This window comes from Curtobacterium sp. NPDC086286, assembly GCF_044746255.1.
Classification (GTDB): Bacteria; Actinomycetota; Actinomycetes; order Actinomycetales; family Microbacteriaceae; genus Curtobacterium.
The window spans coordinates 103,060-118,362 of record NZ_JBIVBW010000005.1; the positions used below are offsets into that span (position 1 = coordinate 103,060).

General features: G+C 71.3%; 14 protein-coding genes. 7 read left to right on the forward strand and 7 right to left on the reverse strand.

Features of this window, described 5'->3' with window-relative positions; translation table 11 throughout:
- The first annotated feature begins 174 nt into the window (after positions 1-174).
- The 3 genes from ACIPKM_RS10710 to ACIPKM_RS10720 all read left to right on the forward strand — a co-directional run bounded on the left by ACIPKM_RS10710 (position 175) and on the right by ACIPKM_RS10720 (position 3,125).
- Entirely contained in the window at positions 175-1,170 is a 996-nt protein-coding gene (locus tag ACIPKM_RS10710) for a carbohydrate ABC transporter permease (protein ID WP_092386365.1), read from the forward strand.
- On the forward strand, positions 1,163-2,002 hold the full coding sequence (locus ACIPKM_RS10715) for a carbohydrate ABC transporter permease (protein WP_070418381.1): 840 nt from the start codon (positions 1,163-1,165) through the stop codon (positions 2,000-2,002). The genes ACIPKM_RS10710 and ACIPKM_RS10715 overlap by 8 nt, the downstream gene beginning before the upstream one ends.
- A gap of 190 nt (positions 2,003-2,192) precedes the next feature.
- Complete coding sequence (locus tag ACIPKM_RS10720; RefSeq protein WP_071296719.1) at positions 2,193-3,125, forward strand: hypothetical protein; 933 nt, start codon at positions 2,193-2,195, stop codon at positions 3,123-3,125.
- A 122-nt stretch (positions 3,126-3,247) separates the two neighbouring features.
- On the opposite strand, the gene ACIPKM_RS10725 is transcribed toward ACIPKM_RS10720, so the two are convergent.
- The 5 genes from ACIPKM_RS10725 to ACIPKM_RS10745 form a co-directional block, all read right to left on the reverse strand.
- Entirely contained in the window at positions 3,248-3,979 is a 732-nt protein-coding gene (locus ACIPKM_RS10725; RefSeq protein ID WP_254790977.1) for an ABC transporter ATP-binding protein, read from the reverse strand.
- 83 nt (positions 3,980-4,062) lie between these two features.
- Entirely contained in the window at positions 4,063-5,601 is a 1,539-nt protein-coding gene (locus ACIPKM_RS10730) for an ABC transporter permease (RefSeq protein WP_070418383.1), read from the reverse strand.
- Between the two features lie 87 nt (positions 5,602-5,688).
- Entirely contained in the window at positions 5,689-6,417 is a 729-nt protein-coding gene (locus ACIPKM_RS10735) for a glycosyltransferase family 2 protein (protein WP_070418384.1), read from the reverse strand.
- Positions 6,414-7,772, reverse strand: a complete 1,359-nt coding sequence (locus tag ACIPKM_RS10740) for a PIG-L family deacetylase (RefSeq protein ID WP_254790979.1) — start codon at positions 7,770-7,772, stop codon at positions 6,414-6,416. Before ACIPKM_RS10740 ends, ACIPKM_RS10735 begins: the two co-directional genes overlap by 4 nt.
- Positions 7,769-8,845 carry a hypothetical protein gene (locus tag ACIPKM_RS10745; RefSeq protein WP_071296722.1) on the reverse strand — a complete coding sequence of 359 codons (1,077 nt, stop codon included), beginning with the start codon at positions 8,843-8,845 and terminating at the stop codon, positions 7,769-7,771. The genes ACIPKM_RS10740 and ACIPKM_RS10745 overlap by 4 nt, the downstream gene beginning before the upstream one ends.
- Positions 8,846-8,950: 105 nt before the next feature.
- Here ACIPKM_RS10745 and ACIPKM_RS10750 point away from each other — a divergent pair, with 105 nt between their 5' ends.
- The 4 genes from ACIPKM_RS10750 to rplL all read left to right on the forward strand — a co-directional run bounded on the left by ACIPKM_RS10750 (position 8,951) and on the right by rplL (position 12,538).
- Entirely contained in the window at positions 8,951-9,691 is a 741-nt protein-coding gene (locus ACIPKM_RS10750; RefSeq protein WP_031274250.1) for a response regulator transcription factor, read from the forward strand.
- A gap of 10 nt (positions 9,692-9,701) precedes the next feature.
- Positions 9,702-11,318, forward strand: a complete 1,617-nt coding sequence (locus ACIPKM_RS10755; protein ID WP_261646592.1) for a HAMP domain-containing sensor histidine kinase — start codon at positions 9,702-9,704, stop codon at positions 11,316-11,318.
- A 269-nt stretch (positions 11,319-11,587) separates the two neighbouring features.
- Positions 11,588-12,103, forward strand: a complete 516-nt coding sequence (gene rplJ / locus ACIPKM_RS10760) for a 50S ribosomal protein L10 (RefSeq protein WP_070418388.1) — start codon at positions 11,588-11,590, stop codon at positions 12,101-12,103.
- Between the two features lie 51 nt (positions 12,104-12,154).
- Positions 12,155-12,538 (forward strand): 50S ribosomal protein L7/L12, encoded by a 384-nt coding sequence (rplL, locus tag ACIPKM_RS10765; RefSeq protein ID WP_022907351.1) that lies wholly within the window; start codon positions 12,155-12,157, stop codon positions 12,536-12,538.
- Between the two features lie 151 nt (positions 12,539-12,689).
- On the opposite strand, the gene ACIPKM_RS10770 is transcribed toward rplL, so the two are convergent.
- Entirely contained in the window at positions 12,690-13,616 is a 927-nt protein-coding gene (locus tag ACIPKM_RS10770) for a hypothetical protein (RefSeq protein ID WP_261646591.1), read from the reverse strand.
- A gap of 193 nt (positions 13,617-13,809) precedes the next feature.
- The gene (locus ACIPKM_RS10775) at positions 13,810-15,279 is read right to left on the reverse strand and encodes an amino acid permease (RefSeq protein ID WP_374115153.1); all 1,470 of its coding nucleotides are present in this window, start codon (positions 15,277-15,279) and stop codon (positions 13,810-13,812) included.
- Positions 15,280-15,303 lie beyond the last annotated feature (24 nt).

Below are 15,303 nucleotides of genomic sequence, written 5' to 3' on the forward strand. Positions count from 1 at the left end.
GGGCCTCCACCCCTCAGGTCCACGGCCCCACCCACGTCGAGCCCACGACCTGCGGTTCCGCACCCGGCCACACGCCGGGGGTGAGCCGATCGGCTCACGCATGCCGCGCCTCCCGACCGCTGCCACGGTCCGCGCGAAGCACCCGATCCCCCTCCTGCCGAAAGGCCCCCGCTCATGTCCACCTCGGTCCTGCCCGACTCCGAGCGCATCGACCTGACCCACACGAAGGGCCCGACCACGTCGGGCCGTCCGCCCGGTCGGAAGCGCAAGGGACACTGGCTGCCCTACGCGCTCGTCGCGCCCGCCATCCTCTTCGAGCTGCTGATCCACATCGTGCCGATGCTCACCGGCATCTGGATCTCGTTCATCCAGCTCACCAAGTACTTCATCGCCAACTGGGGTGCCGCACCGTTCGCGGGGCTGCGCAACTACTCGGTCGTCATCGACTTCGACCAGGCGATCGGCAAGGGCGTCCTGAACTCGTTCCTCATCACGTGCGGCTTCACCGTCCTCGTGGTCGGGCTCTCGTGGACCTTCGGCATGGCCGCCGCGGTCGCGCTGCAGAAGCCGTTCAAGGGGCGCGGTCTGTTCCGCACGCTCTTCCTCGTGCCGTACGCGCTGCCGATGTACGCCGGCATCATCACCTGGAAGTTCATGTTCCAGCGTGACTCGGGTGCGATCAACCACATCCTCGTGGACCAGCTGCACCTGTTCAACGGCACCGGGCCGTTCTGGTTGATCGGCTCGAACGCCTTCGTCTCGGTCGTCGTCGTGGCGATCTGGAAGACCTGGCCGTTCGCGTTCCTCATGCTCATGGCCGGCCTGCAGTCCGTGCCGAACGACGTGTACGAGGCCGCGTCGGTCGACGGCGCGAAGCCCTTCCGGCAGTGGCGCTCGATCACGCTGCCGATGGTGCGCCCGGTCAACGTGACGCTCGTGCTCGTGATGTTCCTCTGGACGTTCAACGACTTCAACACACCGTTCGTGCTGTTCGGCTCGACCGCCCAGCCCCCGGCGGCGGACCTGCTGAGCTTCCACATCTACAACGCGTCCTTCATCACCTGGAACTTCGGCTCCGGTGCCGCGATGAGCGTCCTGCTCCTCATCTTCCTGCTCATCGTCACCGGCATCTACCTCGCCGTGACCAACCGGAGGTCCGTCCGTGCGTGAGACATTCGGCGCTAAGTCCTTCAAGGTCGTGACCCTGGTCGTCCTGACCCTGTTCACGGTCGTCCCGCTCTACGTGATGATCACCACGGCCATCAAGCCGCTCGGTGACGTGCAGAACGACTTCACGTGGATCCCGACGAACATCACCATCCAGCCGTTCATCGACATGTGGTCGACGGTCCCGCTCGGCAAGTACTTCATCAACTCGCTCGTGGTCTGCACGGTCGCGACGGTGTTCTCGCTGATCATCGCGACCTTCGCCGCCTACGGTGTCTCGCGCTGGAACTTCAAGGGCAAGAGCACCTTCACCACCGCGGTGCTCTCCACCCAGATGTTCCCCGGTGTGCTGTTCCTGCTCCCGCTGTTCCTCATCTTCACGAACCTCGGGAACGCGCTCGGCATCCAGCTCGTCGGCAGCTGGACCGGCCTGATCATCACCTACCTGACGTTCACGCTCCCGTTCTCGATCTGGATGCTCGCGGGCTACTTCGAGACCATCCCGCGTGAACTCGACGAGGCCGCGATGGTTGACGGCTCCGGCCCGATGGGTGCCCTGTTCCGGGTCATCCTGCCCTCGGCGCGTCCGGGTCTGGTCGCGGTCGGCATCTACTCGTTCATGACGGCGTGGGGCGAGGTGCTCTTCGCCTCGGTCATGACGAACGGCGACGGGCAGACGCTGGCCGTCGGTCTGCAGCAGTACTCCACGCAGACGAACGTGTACTGGAACCAGATCATGGCGGCGTCCCTCGTCGTCTCGATCCCGGTCGTGATCGCGTTCCTCATCGTGCAGCGGCAGTTCGTGGCCGGCCTGACGGCCGGTGCGGTGAAGTAGGCGGGACCGCCTGACGGGAGGCGCGGTGCGGGTCCGACCCGCACCGCGCCTCCCGTCCGTGCGTGCGCTGGTGCGCGGGTGTGCGCGCCGGCACCGAGACTCGGCCGGGCGGACGCTTTCGCGTCCGCGAGGCCACGAAGGTGCCCGCCGGGGCGAGACTCGGCGGACGGAATCCGGACAGGATGGGACCATGAGCGAGCCACGCGGGCGGCAACTGCTGCCGGGACAGACCAGCCGGGTGCACGTGTACGACGTCGAGAGCCGGACGAGCCGGCTCGTGTTCGAGTCGAGCTCGGTGCTCGTCGAGGCGCCGAACGTGCTGGCCGACGGCACCCTCGTGCTGAACGGGAACGGCGACCTCTGGCTGCTGCGCCCCCCTGCCGACGGCGACGCCGTGCTCGACGAGACCGCCCTCGTGCGCGTCCCGATGCCCGGCGTCCCCGAGATCAACAACGACCACGTGCTCGACCCCTCGGGCAACTCCGTCGTGGTGAGCGCCCGCGACGGGGACCTGTACCGGGTGCCGGTGCCCGCCGGGGGAGCGGCCGCGACCCTCACCGACGTCACCACCGCGCTGCCGGTCGTCCGGAAGTTCTACCTGCACGGCATCGCGCCCGACGGCGAGACCCTCGCGGCGATCGTCGGGGAGCGCACCGAGGAGGGCGTCTGGACCACCGACGTCGCCCTCGTCGACCCGGCCACCGGGGACCCGACGTTCCTGACCCGCGACGAGCACCCCGACGACGGCGTCGCGTTCGCGGGCGACATGCTCGTGTGGAACTCGGAGCGGTTCACGCCGGGCACCGCGCAGCTCGTCGCCCTCTGGCCCGGGGCGACCGACCCGGTCCGGATCACGAACGACGACCGGGTGAACTGGTTCCCGCACGTCTCGCCGGACGGCGCCCACCTGCTCTACCTGTCGTACGAGCCCGGCGTGCAGGGCCACCCCGCTGACCACCGCGTGGAGCTCCGGCTCCTGCCCGGCTCGCTCGTGCGCGGTGCCCGGATCGCCGTCCAGCCGGAGACCCTCGTCACGCTCGAGGGCGGGCAGGGGACCGTGAACGTGCCGCCGTGGTCGCCGGACTCGCGCTGGTTCGCGTACTGCGACTACCCGGCGGCGTAGGGGCGCCGCGAGTTCACGCGCTGAGCGACAGTTCACGCGCTCGGTTGCCCGTGAACTGTCGCTCAGCGCGAAACACCGGCGGAGCCAGCGGCCCCCTCGGCACGGGCGGCCGACGGCCCCGCCTACACCTCGCGCACCTGGCCCTGCTTGATGTGCAGGCGGCGCTCGGCCCGCTTCGCCACCCACGAGTCGTGCGTGACGATGACCACGGTGAGCCCGCGCTCCTTCCACTGCTTCTCGATGAGCCCCATGATCTCGTCACGGGTCGCCTCGTCGAGCGCACCGGTCGGCTCGTCCGCCAGCAGCACGCTCGGGTTCTTGACCAGCGCCCGCGCGATGGCCACGCGCTGCTGCTGCCCGCCGGACAGCTCCGCGGGCAGGTGGTCGAGCCGTTCGCCGAGGCCGACCTCCCGGAGCGCCGCGGTCGCACGGCCGCGGATCTCCGACCGCGACCGGTTCGCGAGGGATCCGGCGAACGCGGTCTCGACGTTCTCCAGCGCCGTCAACGTCGGGATGAGGTTGAAGCTCTGGAAGACGAACCCGATCTCGGTCGCCCGCAGGTTCGTCAGCGCCCCGTCCCCGAGCTTCGCCACGTCCTGGTCACCGAGGAGCACGCTGCCGGCACTCGGACGGTCGAGCGCACCGAGCATCTGCAGCAGGGTCGACTTGCCGCCGCCGGTCGGCCCCTGGATCGCGACGAGCTGTCCCTGCGGGATGGTCAGGTCGACGTTCGTCAGCGCGGTGACGGTCCGGTTCTTCTGCTTGTACGTCTTGCTCACGTTCTTCAGGGCGTAGATCGGCCTGGAGGCGCGGCTCGCCTCCGCAGCGGAGGGCGCGGTGTCGATGCTGGTCACGGGGGCTCCTGTCGGTTCCGGTGTCGATGCGGTGCTGTCGGGGCCGGCGACGACGGGGGTCGTGCCGGTGGTCGGCCCGGGCATCAGGCCACGCTCCGCAGTGCCTCGGCCGGACGGAGCCGGCTCGCTCGCCAGCCGCCGAGTGCGCCGGCGATGAGGCCGCCGAGCACGGCGAGGCCGATCGCGAGCAGGATCACCTCGACGGTGACGGGGGCGTGCAGGACGACGTCGGTCGTCGAGGCCGTGCTCGCACCGCCGCCGCCGAACCCACCGGCGGGGGCGCCACCGGTCGTGCCGCTGCCGGCCGCCGCCGTCGCCGCGCCGCCGGGCATCCCGCCGCCGCCCATGCCGCCGCGGTTCGTCGTGGACGAGGCGCTCGCCGAGATCGTCGGGGAGATGACGTTCACGACGAGGATGCCGATGAGACCAGCGGCCGCACCGATCACGCCGCCGATGATGCCCTGCACGAGGGACTCGCCGGCGACCTGGCGCGTGATGCGGCCGTTCGACCAGCCGATCGCCTTGAGGGTGCCGAACTCCCGCGTGCGTCGGGTGACGCCGGAGATCGTGAAGAGGATGGCGATGAGGAACGCCGCCGCGAGGACGACGATCGACAGCCAGGTGCCGAGGTTCGAGACGAGGCTCGAGGCGGTGCTCAGCGAGCCCGAGACGCTCGACGCGAGGTCGGCCTCGGTCGAGACGGTGGCGCTGGTCAGCTGCTTCTGCAGGGCGGACTTGATCGTGCCGACGTCCGACGAGGACGACGCCGAGACGTAGATCGAGGTGACCTTGCCGTCCAGGTCCGCCAGTGCCTGCGCGGTGTCCAGCGGGATGTACGTGTTCGAACCGGTGGTCGACGACGAGCCGGTGGACGACACGATGCCGATGACCGAGAAGTCCTTCCCGCCGATGGAGACGGTGTCGCCGACGGCCTTCGACTCGCTCTTCGCGTAGGCGGCGTCGAGCACGACGACGTCCTTGCCCGCGTCCGCCGACGTGAACGCGCGACCCTTCGTGAGCTCGGTGCTCGTCAGCGGCCCGACGGTGTCACCGGACACCGGGATGCCCGTGACGGTGAACGAGTCGACGCTGAACGATCCGCCGCCGAAGCCGCCGCCGCCCTCGCCGCCGCTCGGCGGACCCTGCTGGGTCCCGGTGCCGCTGCTGTCGCTCGAGCTGCTGCTGCTGTCCGACTGCTGCTGCACCTGGCCCGAGAACGTGCTGTTCTCGAGGGTCAGGACACCGGTCGCGGCCTTCACCCCGCTCGTGCTCGTGACGGTCTGCACGTCCGACGCGCTGAGCGTGCTGGACCCGCGGGAGACGGCGAGCCGGGACTGCGAGAGGTCGGTCGACCCACTGCCGCTGCCGGAGCTGCCCTGGCTGCCGAAGTCGAAGCTCGGACGCCCGGTGGCGGAGCCGGTCGGGGTCTCGGTCTTCGTCACGGTGATGTCGGTACCGACGCCGTAGACGGACTGCAGCACGCTCGCCTGCGCGGCCTTCACGCCGCCCGCGATCGAGGACACGATGACCACGAGGGCGATGGCGAGCGCCATGCCGATCGCGATGATGACGGTCTGCTTCTTGCGGTTCGTGAGTTCGCGCCTGAGGTAGGTCAGGAACATGGTTCTCCTCGGTGTTGGGGTCGAGGAGACCGTAGGGAGGCAGTCGATGAGCGGCGCTGCGGGATCCCAAGAACTTCCGATGAAGCCTCAGCTGGCGTCGCCGTACGTCCGGCGGAGGTGCTCGGCGTAGCCGCCCGGTGTCCGACCGTCGAACCGGCCGCTCGTCACCACGGGGAGGTCCGTCGTCGCGCGCACGTCGAACCCGAGGGCTCGTGCACGCTCGACGAGCCGGACGTCCTCGTGCTCGGGCACCGGGTCGAAGCCGCCGATCGCCAGGCACACGTCCCCCCGCAGCCCGAGGTTCGCACCGTGCACGTGGCCGAGCGTCGACCCCGGCGGGTGCGCGTGCGTCCACCGGGCGAGGACCACGGGGTCGAGGTCGTCCGGGTCCGGCACCACGGCCCCCACCAGGACGTGCGCGCCGTCGGCGTGGGCCTCGACCTGCTGCACGAGCCAGCCCGGGTCGACGCGGGAGTCGGCGTCCGTGTGGGCCGTCCACCGCTCGGACGGCTCCGGTCCCGTCGCGAGGGCACGGGTGGTCCCGACGGCCCGTGCTCGTCCGACGCCGAGGTGCGCGGTCTCGACGACCTCGAGGGGGACCTCGGTCCAGAGCGGGTCCGCGGCCGCCGCCGACCGGAGGACGAACGCCGTCCGGTCCGTGCACCCGTCCAGGACGACCACGACCGACACCTCGACGGTGGGGTGCGCTCGCCGCAGGACCCGGACCGCGTCGGCGAGGGCCTCGACGCAGCCGCCGATGCCGTCCTCCTCGTCGTGCGCCGGCACGACGACGTCGACGCGTGCGGGGAGCGTCACGGGGTCAGCCCTTCCGTCGTCGCGACGGAGACCACCGACGGACCGGGGAAGACGCTCAGGACGAAGTCCTCCTCGACGTGCCGGACGAGCGCGGGCCGCGGCCACCGCTCGGCGATGCGGGCGTCCACGACGTCACCCGAGGTCACGGCGTCGTCGTCGGGGTGCCGCCAGTGACAGGCGACGAGGACACCGTCGTCGTCGAGGGAACCGAGCGCCCGGTCGATCGTGGCGTCGAGGTCCGCCGGCGACAGGTAGTACCCGACCTCGGAAAACAAGACGAGGTCCCATCGACCGTCCGGCCACTCCGACGGCAGCTCGGCCTGGACGAACCGGGCGGCCGGCGCACGCAGCCGGGCACGTTCCAGTGGTGCCGCGGCGATGTCGGTCCCGAGCACGGCGTCGGCGCGCTCGGTCAACGCGGCCGTCAGCACCCCCGTCGCGCAGCCGAGCTCGAGCGCGGACCGGTACCGCTCGCGGGGGAGCGCCGCCAGGGTCACGGCACGCTTCCGCCGTTCGTACCAGGAGCCCTCGAAGTCCCAGCCCTCCGGCTTCCGCTCGTAGTGGGCGTCGAAGGACTCCCGGGAGCGGGAGGACTGCACCGCGGACACGGCGAAGAACCACTCGGTCGGCCGCAGGTGGTGCGCGGCGTGCCGGGCGTCGACGATCGCCTCGTCGCCCGGGGCCGGCGAGAGCGGCCGGGTCTGCGAGGTGTAGGCGTCGAGTGCGGCGCGCTTCCGGTCCAGGACCGCCGACGACAGCGCCAGCGACCGGGCCCGGTCCCAGGGCGCCGCGGGGTCGGACGGGTCGTCCCAGTGCCACGCCCAGATCGGGTACTCGAGCAGCTCCGCTCCCGGAGTGCCCGCGACGACGTCCGCGGCGACCTCGCCCGCGATGCGGTGGTCCCGGTGCCCGTCCCCACGCCACGGCGCGACGACGAGCACGGGACCGTCGACCGGCCCGACCCGCTCGGTGAGCGCCGCCCGGAGCACGTCCGGGTGCTCACGGAGCCCGCCGTCCGGGACGTCCAGGACCGTCGCGCTCGCCGCGGGGGCGAGTGCCGCCAGCGCCGCCCGGAACTCGGCGTCCCGGATCACCCGGAGCCGCTCGGGGGAAGTGCTCGGCGAGTCCGGGTGCGAGCCCTCGCCGCGGGTCACGAGCAGCACGTGCACGGGGACACCGGCGTCCGCGGCGGACGCGATCAGCCCGCCGGCGCCGAGGGTCTCGTCGTCGGGGTGCGGCGCGACGACCACGACCGCGGCGACCCCGTCGAGCCGCACCGGCAGCGAGGGCACCGACCGCAGGAAGGACGTCCAGTCGGCGGGGTCGGTGCCCGGCTCGCGGTGGTCGAAGCTCACCACGCGACACCGCCGCGCTCGACGACGATGCGGCCGGTGCGGGCGAGGTCCCGCTCGCCGTGGTCCTGCAGCACGTAGAGCTCGAGGTCGGCGACGCGCGCGGCGACCGCCGGGTCCGAGGTCAGGGGAGCGGGGCCGATCGTCCGCACGACCCGCTCCCGGACGGCGTCGACGGCCCGGCGGACCCGGGAGCGCACGACCTGCGCGAGCAGCGACCAGTCGTCGTCGGAGATCGGGGCGGCCGCGTCGCCGGAGTCGGTGCCCGGGCCGTCGATCCGGGCCGCGGCGTCGGCGAGGGCGTCCTCGGCGTCGGCGAGGTCGGCGACCGTCGCGCCGAGGGCGGCCTGCAGCAGCTCGGACCCGGGCCGGGACACCACCAGGGAGCGGAGGACCCGGGCGAGTCCGACCGCGCCACCCCACCAGCACGCCGCGACACCGATCCCGCCCCAGGCGAACCCCGGACGCGTGAGGTACCAGCCGGGAGCGCCGACGGGCGTCGCGTGCACCCCGGCGAAGTCGACCGGGCCGCTCGGCACGTCCGGCATGCCACGGGCGACCCAGGCCTCGTCGTGCACCGTCACACCGTCCTGCCGGAGGTCCACAGCGAACAGCTGCCGGTCGTCCCCGACGTGCGCGGTGACGAGCGCGTTCGAGAGGCTCGACGCGAGGGAGCACCACGGCTTCGTGCCGTCGAGCGCGAACGAGCCGCCCGAGCCGCCCGACGTCGCCGTGAGCCGCAGCCCCGGGCCCTCGGCGGCGAACACGCCCCACGTCGACCCCTCCGGGGCGTCCACCCCGGCCTGCGCGAGGATGCCGAGTGCGTCGAGGTGCGGCTCGACCGTGCGTGCGAGCGCGACGTCCGCGGCCGCCACGGCAGCGAGCGCGGCGAAGGACCCGCCGGCCGTCCCCGCGGACAGCAGCGGGGCCGTGGAGGCGACCGACCGCGCGAACGCGAGCCGGTCCGCCGGGGTCGCGCCGCGCCTCCCGGGACCGCCTGCGATCCGGGCGGACTCCTCGATGCGCGCGGTGTCGACGGATCGGGCAGAGGCCGGCCAGGCCGAGGATCGGAGCATGGCGCTCACGGTACGGAGCGGACGCCGAGTGCCTGCTCGGGAATCCACAGAGCGCCGAGGGGCGCTCCACAGACCGCTCATAGGAAACTCTCGATACTCGAAGACGTGACCATCTCCCAGCCTGCAGCAGCCCCGCGCCTCACGCGTGCCGACGGAACCCCGTTGCGCATCCTCGTCGTCGACGACGAGGCCAGCCTCACCGACCTCCTGTCCATGGCGCTCCGCTACGAGGGCTGGGACGTCAAGAGCGCGAACGGCGGCCAGGACGCACTGAGCACGGCGCGCGAGTGGAAGCCGGACGCGATGGTGCTCGACGTGATGATGCCGGACCTCGACGGTCTGCAGGTGCTCAGCCGGCTGCGGCAGAACAACGACGACACCCCCGTGCTGTTCCTCACCGCCAAGGACTCCGTGGAGGACCGCGTCACCGGTCTCACCGCGGGCGGCGACGACTACGTCACGAAGCCCTTCTCCCTCGAAGAGGTCGTGGCGAGGCTCCGCGGGCTCATCCGTCGCTCGCAGATCTCGATCTCCGAGGCCGGCGACTCGCGCATCGTCGTGGGTGACCTGGTGCTCGACGAGGAGTCGTACGAGGTGTCCCGCGCCGGTCGGCCGATCGAGCTGACCGCGACCGAGTTCGAGCTCCTCCGCTTCCTGATGCGCAACCCGCGCCGCGTGCTGTCGAAGGCGCAGATCCTCGACCGCGTGTGGTCCTACGACTTCGGGGGCAAGTCCTCCGTCGTCGAGATCTACATCTCCTACCTGCGCAAGAAGATCGACGCGGGCGAGACCCCGATGATCCACACCGTGCGCGGCGTCGGGTACGTCATCAAGCCCACGTCCTGAGGTCGGTGCAGTGACCCTCCGTCGTCGGCTCGTCCTGAGCATCGTCGCGCTCGTCGTCGCCGTCAGCGCGGTCATCGGTGCCGGGAGCATCATCGCGCTCGCGTCCATCCAGACGGGCACGATCGACAGCCAGCTCTCGAAGGCGACCGACCGTGCGAGCACGAAGTTCGGCGAGGGACAGCAGAACCCGAACGGGCAGCGCCCGAACGACGACGCCCTGCAACCCCTCGGCCAGGCGGCCGGCACCCTCACCGCGTACTACTTCTCCGGTGGCGGCGCGGGCGGGATCGTCCTGACCGACAACAGCTCGCGGCTGCAGCTCACGACGACGCAGCTCGACCGCCTGGGCAACGTCAAGGTCGGCGTCGACCCGGCCACGATGGACCTCGGCGGATCGCTCGGCCGCTACCGCGTGGCCGCCGTGCAGGTCGACAACCCGGTGCTCGGCAACGCCGTCCTCGTGGTCGGACTCCCGATGTCGCCCGTGTACGAGAGCGTCCGGTCGCTGCTGCTCGTCGTGATCATCGTCGTCGCGGCAGCGCTCGTCGCCGCGTCCGTCGTCGCCGCGGTCGTCGTCCGCCGGTCCTTGCGGCCGCTCGAACGGGTCGCCGAGACCGCCTCGACCGTCGCCCGCATGCCACTCGAGCGCAGCGACGCCCTGCAGGACGTCCGCGTGCCCGACACCGACCCCCGCACCGAGGTCGGCCGCGTCGGCAGCGCCTTCAACCGGATGCTCGGCCACATCGCCGGCGCCATGCAGGCCCGCGAGCGCTCCGAGCAGAAGGTCCGCCAGTTCGTCGCCGACGCGTCGCACGAACTCCGGACGCCCCTGGCATCGGTGCGCGGGTACGCCGAGCTCACCCGTCGGATGGGTGCGGACCTGCCGAAGGACGTCGTGTACGCGATGAGCCGGATCGAGTCCGAGTCGAAGCGCATGACGAGCATGGTCGAGGACCTGCTGCTGCTCGCCCGACTCGACGAGGGCCGCGAGATCCAGTTCGACGACGTGGACCTCACCGGGCTCGTGCTCGACGCGGTGAACGACGCGCACGCGGCATCGCCGGACCACCCGATCGAGGTGGACGTCCCGTCGACCCCCGTGACGGTGGTGGGCGACGCCGCGCGCCTGCACCAGGTGATCGTCAACCTCGTCACCAACGCCCGGACCCACACCCCGGACGGCACCCGCATCACCGTGGGGCTCGCGCCGTCGGCCTCGGGGACCGGCGTGGACCTGACCGTGCGGGACACCGGGCAGGGCATCGACCCGGAGTTCCTGCCGAAGCTGTTCGAGCGGTTCGCCCGCGCCGACAGCTCCCGCTCGCGCACCGCGGGGTCGACGGGGCTCGGGCTCGCCATCGTGGACGCGGTCGTGCAGGCGCACGGCGGGTCCGTGGACGTGACGAGCGAGCCGGGGGACACCGTGTTCACGGTGCACCTGCCGTCGGAGCGGCCGGTGGCCGACGCGGCGTCGGCCGCGGCGTCGTCCGTGGCTGCGGCTGGCGGTGCGTCGGCAGCGGCCGCTGCGCCTGCTGCGTCGTCCGCGTCCGCGTCCGCTTCCGCTTCCCCGTCCGAGGACGCGACCGACGACTGGTCGGCGACCCCGGTCCCGTCCGCCACCGACTGACGCACGGGAGGCGCGGTGCGGGCCGGCACCGCGCCTCCCGTCCGACGGTTGGTCGCGACCGTCGTGCCGTGCTACAGTTCTCGAAGCCAAAGACCGCCGGTTGTCGTGCTGCTCGCAGCGCGAACGAAGGTCCTCACTCATGAGGCAGCCCGCGCAGGTGTTCCGAACCTCTCCTTCCGTTCGCGGGGGAGCAGCTCCGAGCCTCTGCGCCGGAGCTTTTTTCATGTGGTGGAGTCCTGGGGCTGCCGGCAAGAACCCCAAGGAGAACCATGGCGAACAAGGAAGCTGCGGTCGCCGAGCTCACGGAGTCCTTCCGTAGCTCGAACGCCGTTCTGCTCACCGAGTACCGCGGTCTCACGGTCGCGCAGCTCAAGGAGCTCCGCAACTCGATCCGTGAGCACGCCACGTACGCCGTGGTGAAGAACACGCTGACCAAGATCGCGGCGAACAACGCCGGCATCTCGTCGTTCGACGACGAGCTCGCCGGTCCGTCCGCTCTCGCCTTCGTCCACGGTGACACCGTCGCCGTCGCGAAGTCGCTGCGTGCATTCGCCAAGGCGAACCCCGAGCTCGTGGTGAAGGGTGGTTACTTCGACGGTAACCCGCTCTCCGCGACCGAGGTGGACAAGCTCGCCGACCTCGAGTCCCGTGAAGTCCTGCTCGGCAAGCTCGCCGGCGCCTTCAAGGCCTCGCTGTTCGGTGCTGCGTACCTGTTCCAGGCCCCCCTCTCGCAGGCCGTCCGCACCGTGGACGCCCTTCGCGAGAAGCAGGAGTCCGCGGCCTGATCAGGCTCGCGTTCCACAACCACACGATCTAGCTAGTAGTAGGAGAAAATCATGGCGAAGCTTTCGCAGGACGAGCTCATCGAGGCCTTCAAGGAGCTCACGCTCATCGAGCTCTCGGACTTCGTGAAGAAGTTCGAAGAGGTCTTCGAGGTCACCGCGGCCGCCCCGGTCGCCGCTGCCGCTCCGGCCGCCGCCGGCGCCCCGGCCGAGGCCGCTGAGGAGAAGTCGGAGTTCGACGTCGTCCTCAAGTCCGCTGGTGACAAGAAGATCCAGGTCATCAAGGAGGTCCGTGGCCTGACGTCGCTCGGCCTCGGTGAGGCCAAGGCGCTCGTCGAGACCGCCGACGCCAAGATCCTCGAGGGTGTCAACAAGGAGACGGCCGACAAGGCGAAGGAGGCCCTCGAGGCCGCCGGCGCCACGATCGAGCTCGCGTAGTCTCGACCGTTCGGTCACGAAGGCCGCTGCCCCTCGGGGCGGCGGCCTTCGTCGCGTGCGGGGGGCTTGCGGCCGGGACTTTTCGCGCTGAGCGACACTTCATGCCGCCCGACGCCCGTGAGGTGTCGCTGAGCGCGTGAGATCGTCTCCGTCACACCCAGACGCCGTGTGCGCGGAACAGCGCTCGGAGGCGATCGAGTTCGACGAGGTGCCACCACGTGACGCGGATGACCGAGCGGACAGCCGGGAGCGATCGGAGCCGGTCCTCCCGCCGCTTCTCCGCCCAGAGCACGTCGGCGGGGTCGCGCCCGTCGAGCATGCTCGGGTCCACGTACTTCTGCCGACCGTCGAACTCGACGACCACACCGAGCGACGGGAACCAGAAGTCGACTCGATCCACTGAGCCGTCCGCGTGGCGGAACTCCACCTGTGGTTCGCAGGGTGGGAGTCCGAGCTGGACGAAGCGGATTGCGGTGAAGGACTCGCCGACCGACTCGTGGCCCACGTGGAGCGCTGCGAGCACCGTCTCGGCGCGCACTGAACCCCGGGCCGGGCGCACCGGCACCGCCTGCCGGAGGTCCGCGAAGGCCAGGGTGCCGCCTCGGATGGCTGCGTCGACGGCGACCGCGGCGACGTGCGCCGGCTCCGTCGCGATGACGGCGCACGCGGTGTCCAAGGTGCACGTGACCGGGACGCCGTCGAACGGGCGCGCTCGGGTGCAGGGGGTTCGGCTGCTCGGGTGACGGATGAGCCCGGCACGGTGCTGGATGACCGGGGCCGCCCGATCGGTGACGTGGACACGGTCCGGTGCATCGCCGATCAGCGGCCAGCCGTGGATGAGGGCTGCGCTGAGGTGGGAGAAGACCGATCCCGGACGCAGTCGCGGTGCCACCGCCCGAGCTCTGGCGAGGTGGCGGCCGACCGGGTCCAGTCGATCCCAGTCGGCAGTGCAGATGTACACACCCGCGAGGAGTCGCACCAGTGACCCGGCCGCATGTCGCCGCTGGAGCAGCCGGGCGTGCGACGGGTCCGCCGCGGTCGCTCGGAGCAGGAGGGGGCGCTGTGCTGGCGAGTTCATGCGCTCAGGCTGGCCGTTCGCCGGCGGCCCGGACTCGACCGGCCGCAATCTGTGGATGAGCGGCCACTGCCGCGACGCCTGTGGACGGAGGAGTTCACGCGCTGAGCGACACCTCACGGGCTGCGGCGCGCGTGAAGTGTCGGTGAGCGCGTGAAGTCCGGCGGAAGAGCCGGGCGGGCGGGCGGCGGGCGCGTCAGCGCAGCGTGCTGTGGCGGCGGCCGTAGGCCAGGTAGAGCGCGGCGCCGGCGACCATCCAGATGCCGAAGGCGATCCAGGTGCCGATGCCGAGGAACACCGCGAGCAGCACGCAGCAGAGCGCGCCGATGATCGGCACGACGGGGAACAGCGGCACGCGGTACGACCGCTCGAGCGACGGCTGGGTCCGACGGAGCACGATGACCGACACGTTCACGAGGGCGAACGCCACGAGCGTGCCGATGCTCGTCGCGTCCGCGAGCTCCCCGAGCGGTACCAGTGCGGCGACGATCGTCACGACGACCCCGATGATGAGGGTGTTCCAGACGGGGGTGCCGGTGCGGTGCGAGACCCGGCCGAACACCTTCGGCACGAGTCCGTCGCGGGCCATCGTGAGCAGGATGCGGGTCTGCCCGTAGAGCACGGTGAGCACGACGCTCGCGATCGCGATGACGGCGCCGATCGAGAACACCAGGGCGACCCACGGCTGTCCGGTGACGTCGACGACGATGCGCACGAGCGAGGCCTCGGTCGACGAGAACGACGTCCACGAGCGGGCGCCGATGGCCGCGATCGCGACGAGGATGTACAGCGCCGTGATGAGCGCGATCGACCCGATGATCGCGCGGGGGAGGTCTCGGCGCGGGTTCTTCGCCTCTTCTCCGGCGGTCGACGCGGCGTCGAACCCGATGTACGAGAAGAACAGCCGGGACGCGGCCGCGGTGACCCCGGCGGCACCCATCGGTGCGAGCGGCTCGAAGTTCTGCGCCTGGAACGCCGAGAAGGCCACGATGACGAAGAACACGAGCAGGGCGATCTTCACGATGACCATGACCGTGTTCACCCAGGCGCTCTCGCGCGCACCCGGGAGCAGGACCGCCGTGGCGAGCAGCACCAGGACGGCGGCCGGCAGGTTGACCATGCCGCCCTCGCCCGGAGGCGCCGACAGTGCGGTCGGCAGGTGCAGCCCGAACACCCGCAGGGTCTCGTCGACGTACTCGCTCGCGCCGACCGCGACGGCGGCCACGGAGACGGCGTACTCGAGCACGAGGCACCAGCCGCACACCCAGGCGATGCCCTCGCCCATGGTGGCGTAGGTGTACGAGTAGCTCGACCCGGACGTCGGCACGGCACCCGCCATCTCGGCGTACGACAGCGCCGAGAGGAGGGCGGCGACACCGGCGACGACGAAGGAGATCCAGACCGCGGGACCGGCGAGCGGCACGGCGGTCCCGAGGACGACGAGGATGCCGGTGCCGAGCGTGGCGCCGACACTGATCATCGTGAGGTGCCAGACCCCGAGCGACCGCCGGAGCGGCTCGCCGTCCACCCCCGCCGAGGCCTCGGCCTGCAGCTGCTCGATCGGCTTCCGTCGGGCGAGCTGTGCGCGGAGGGACGTGGGGCGGGTGGGCGCGGACGTCAATGGGACCTCGAGTGGTGCGGGGAAGGGGACGGGAAATGGTCGCATGCCCCCTGAACGGGGTCAAATGAG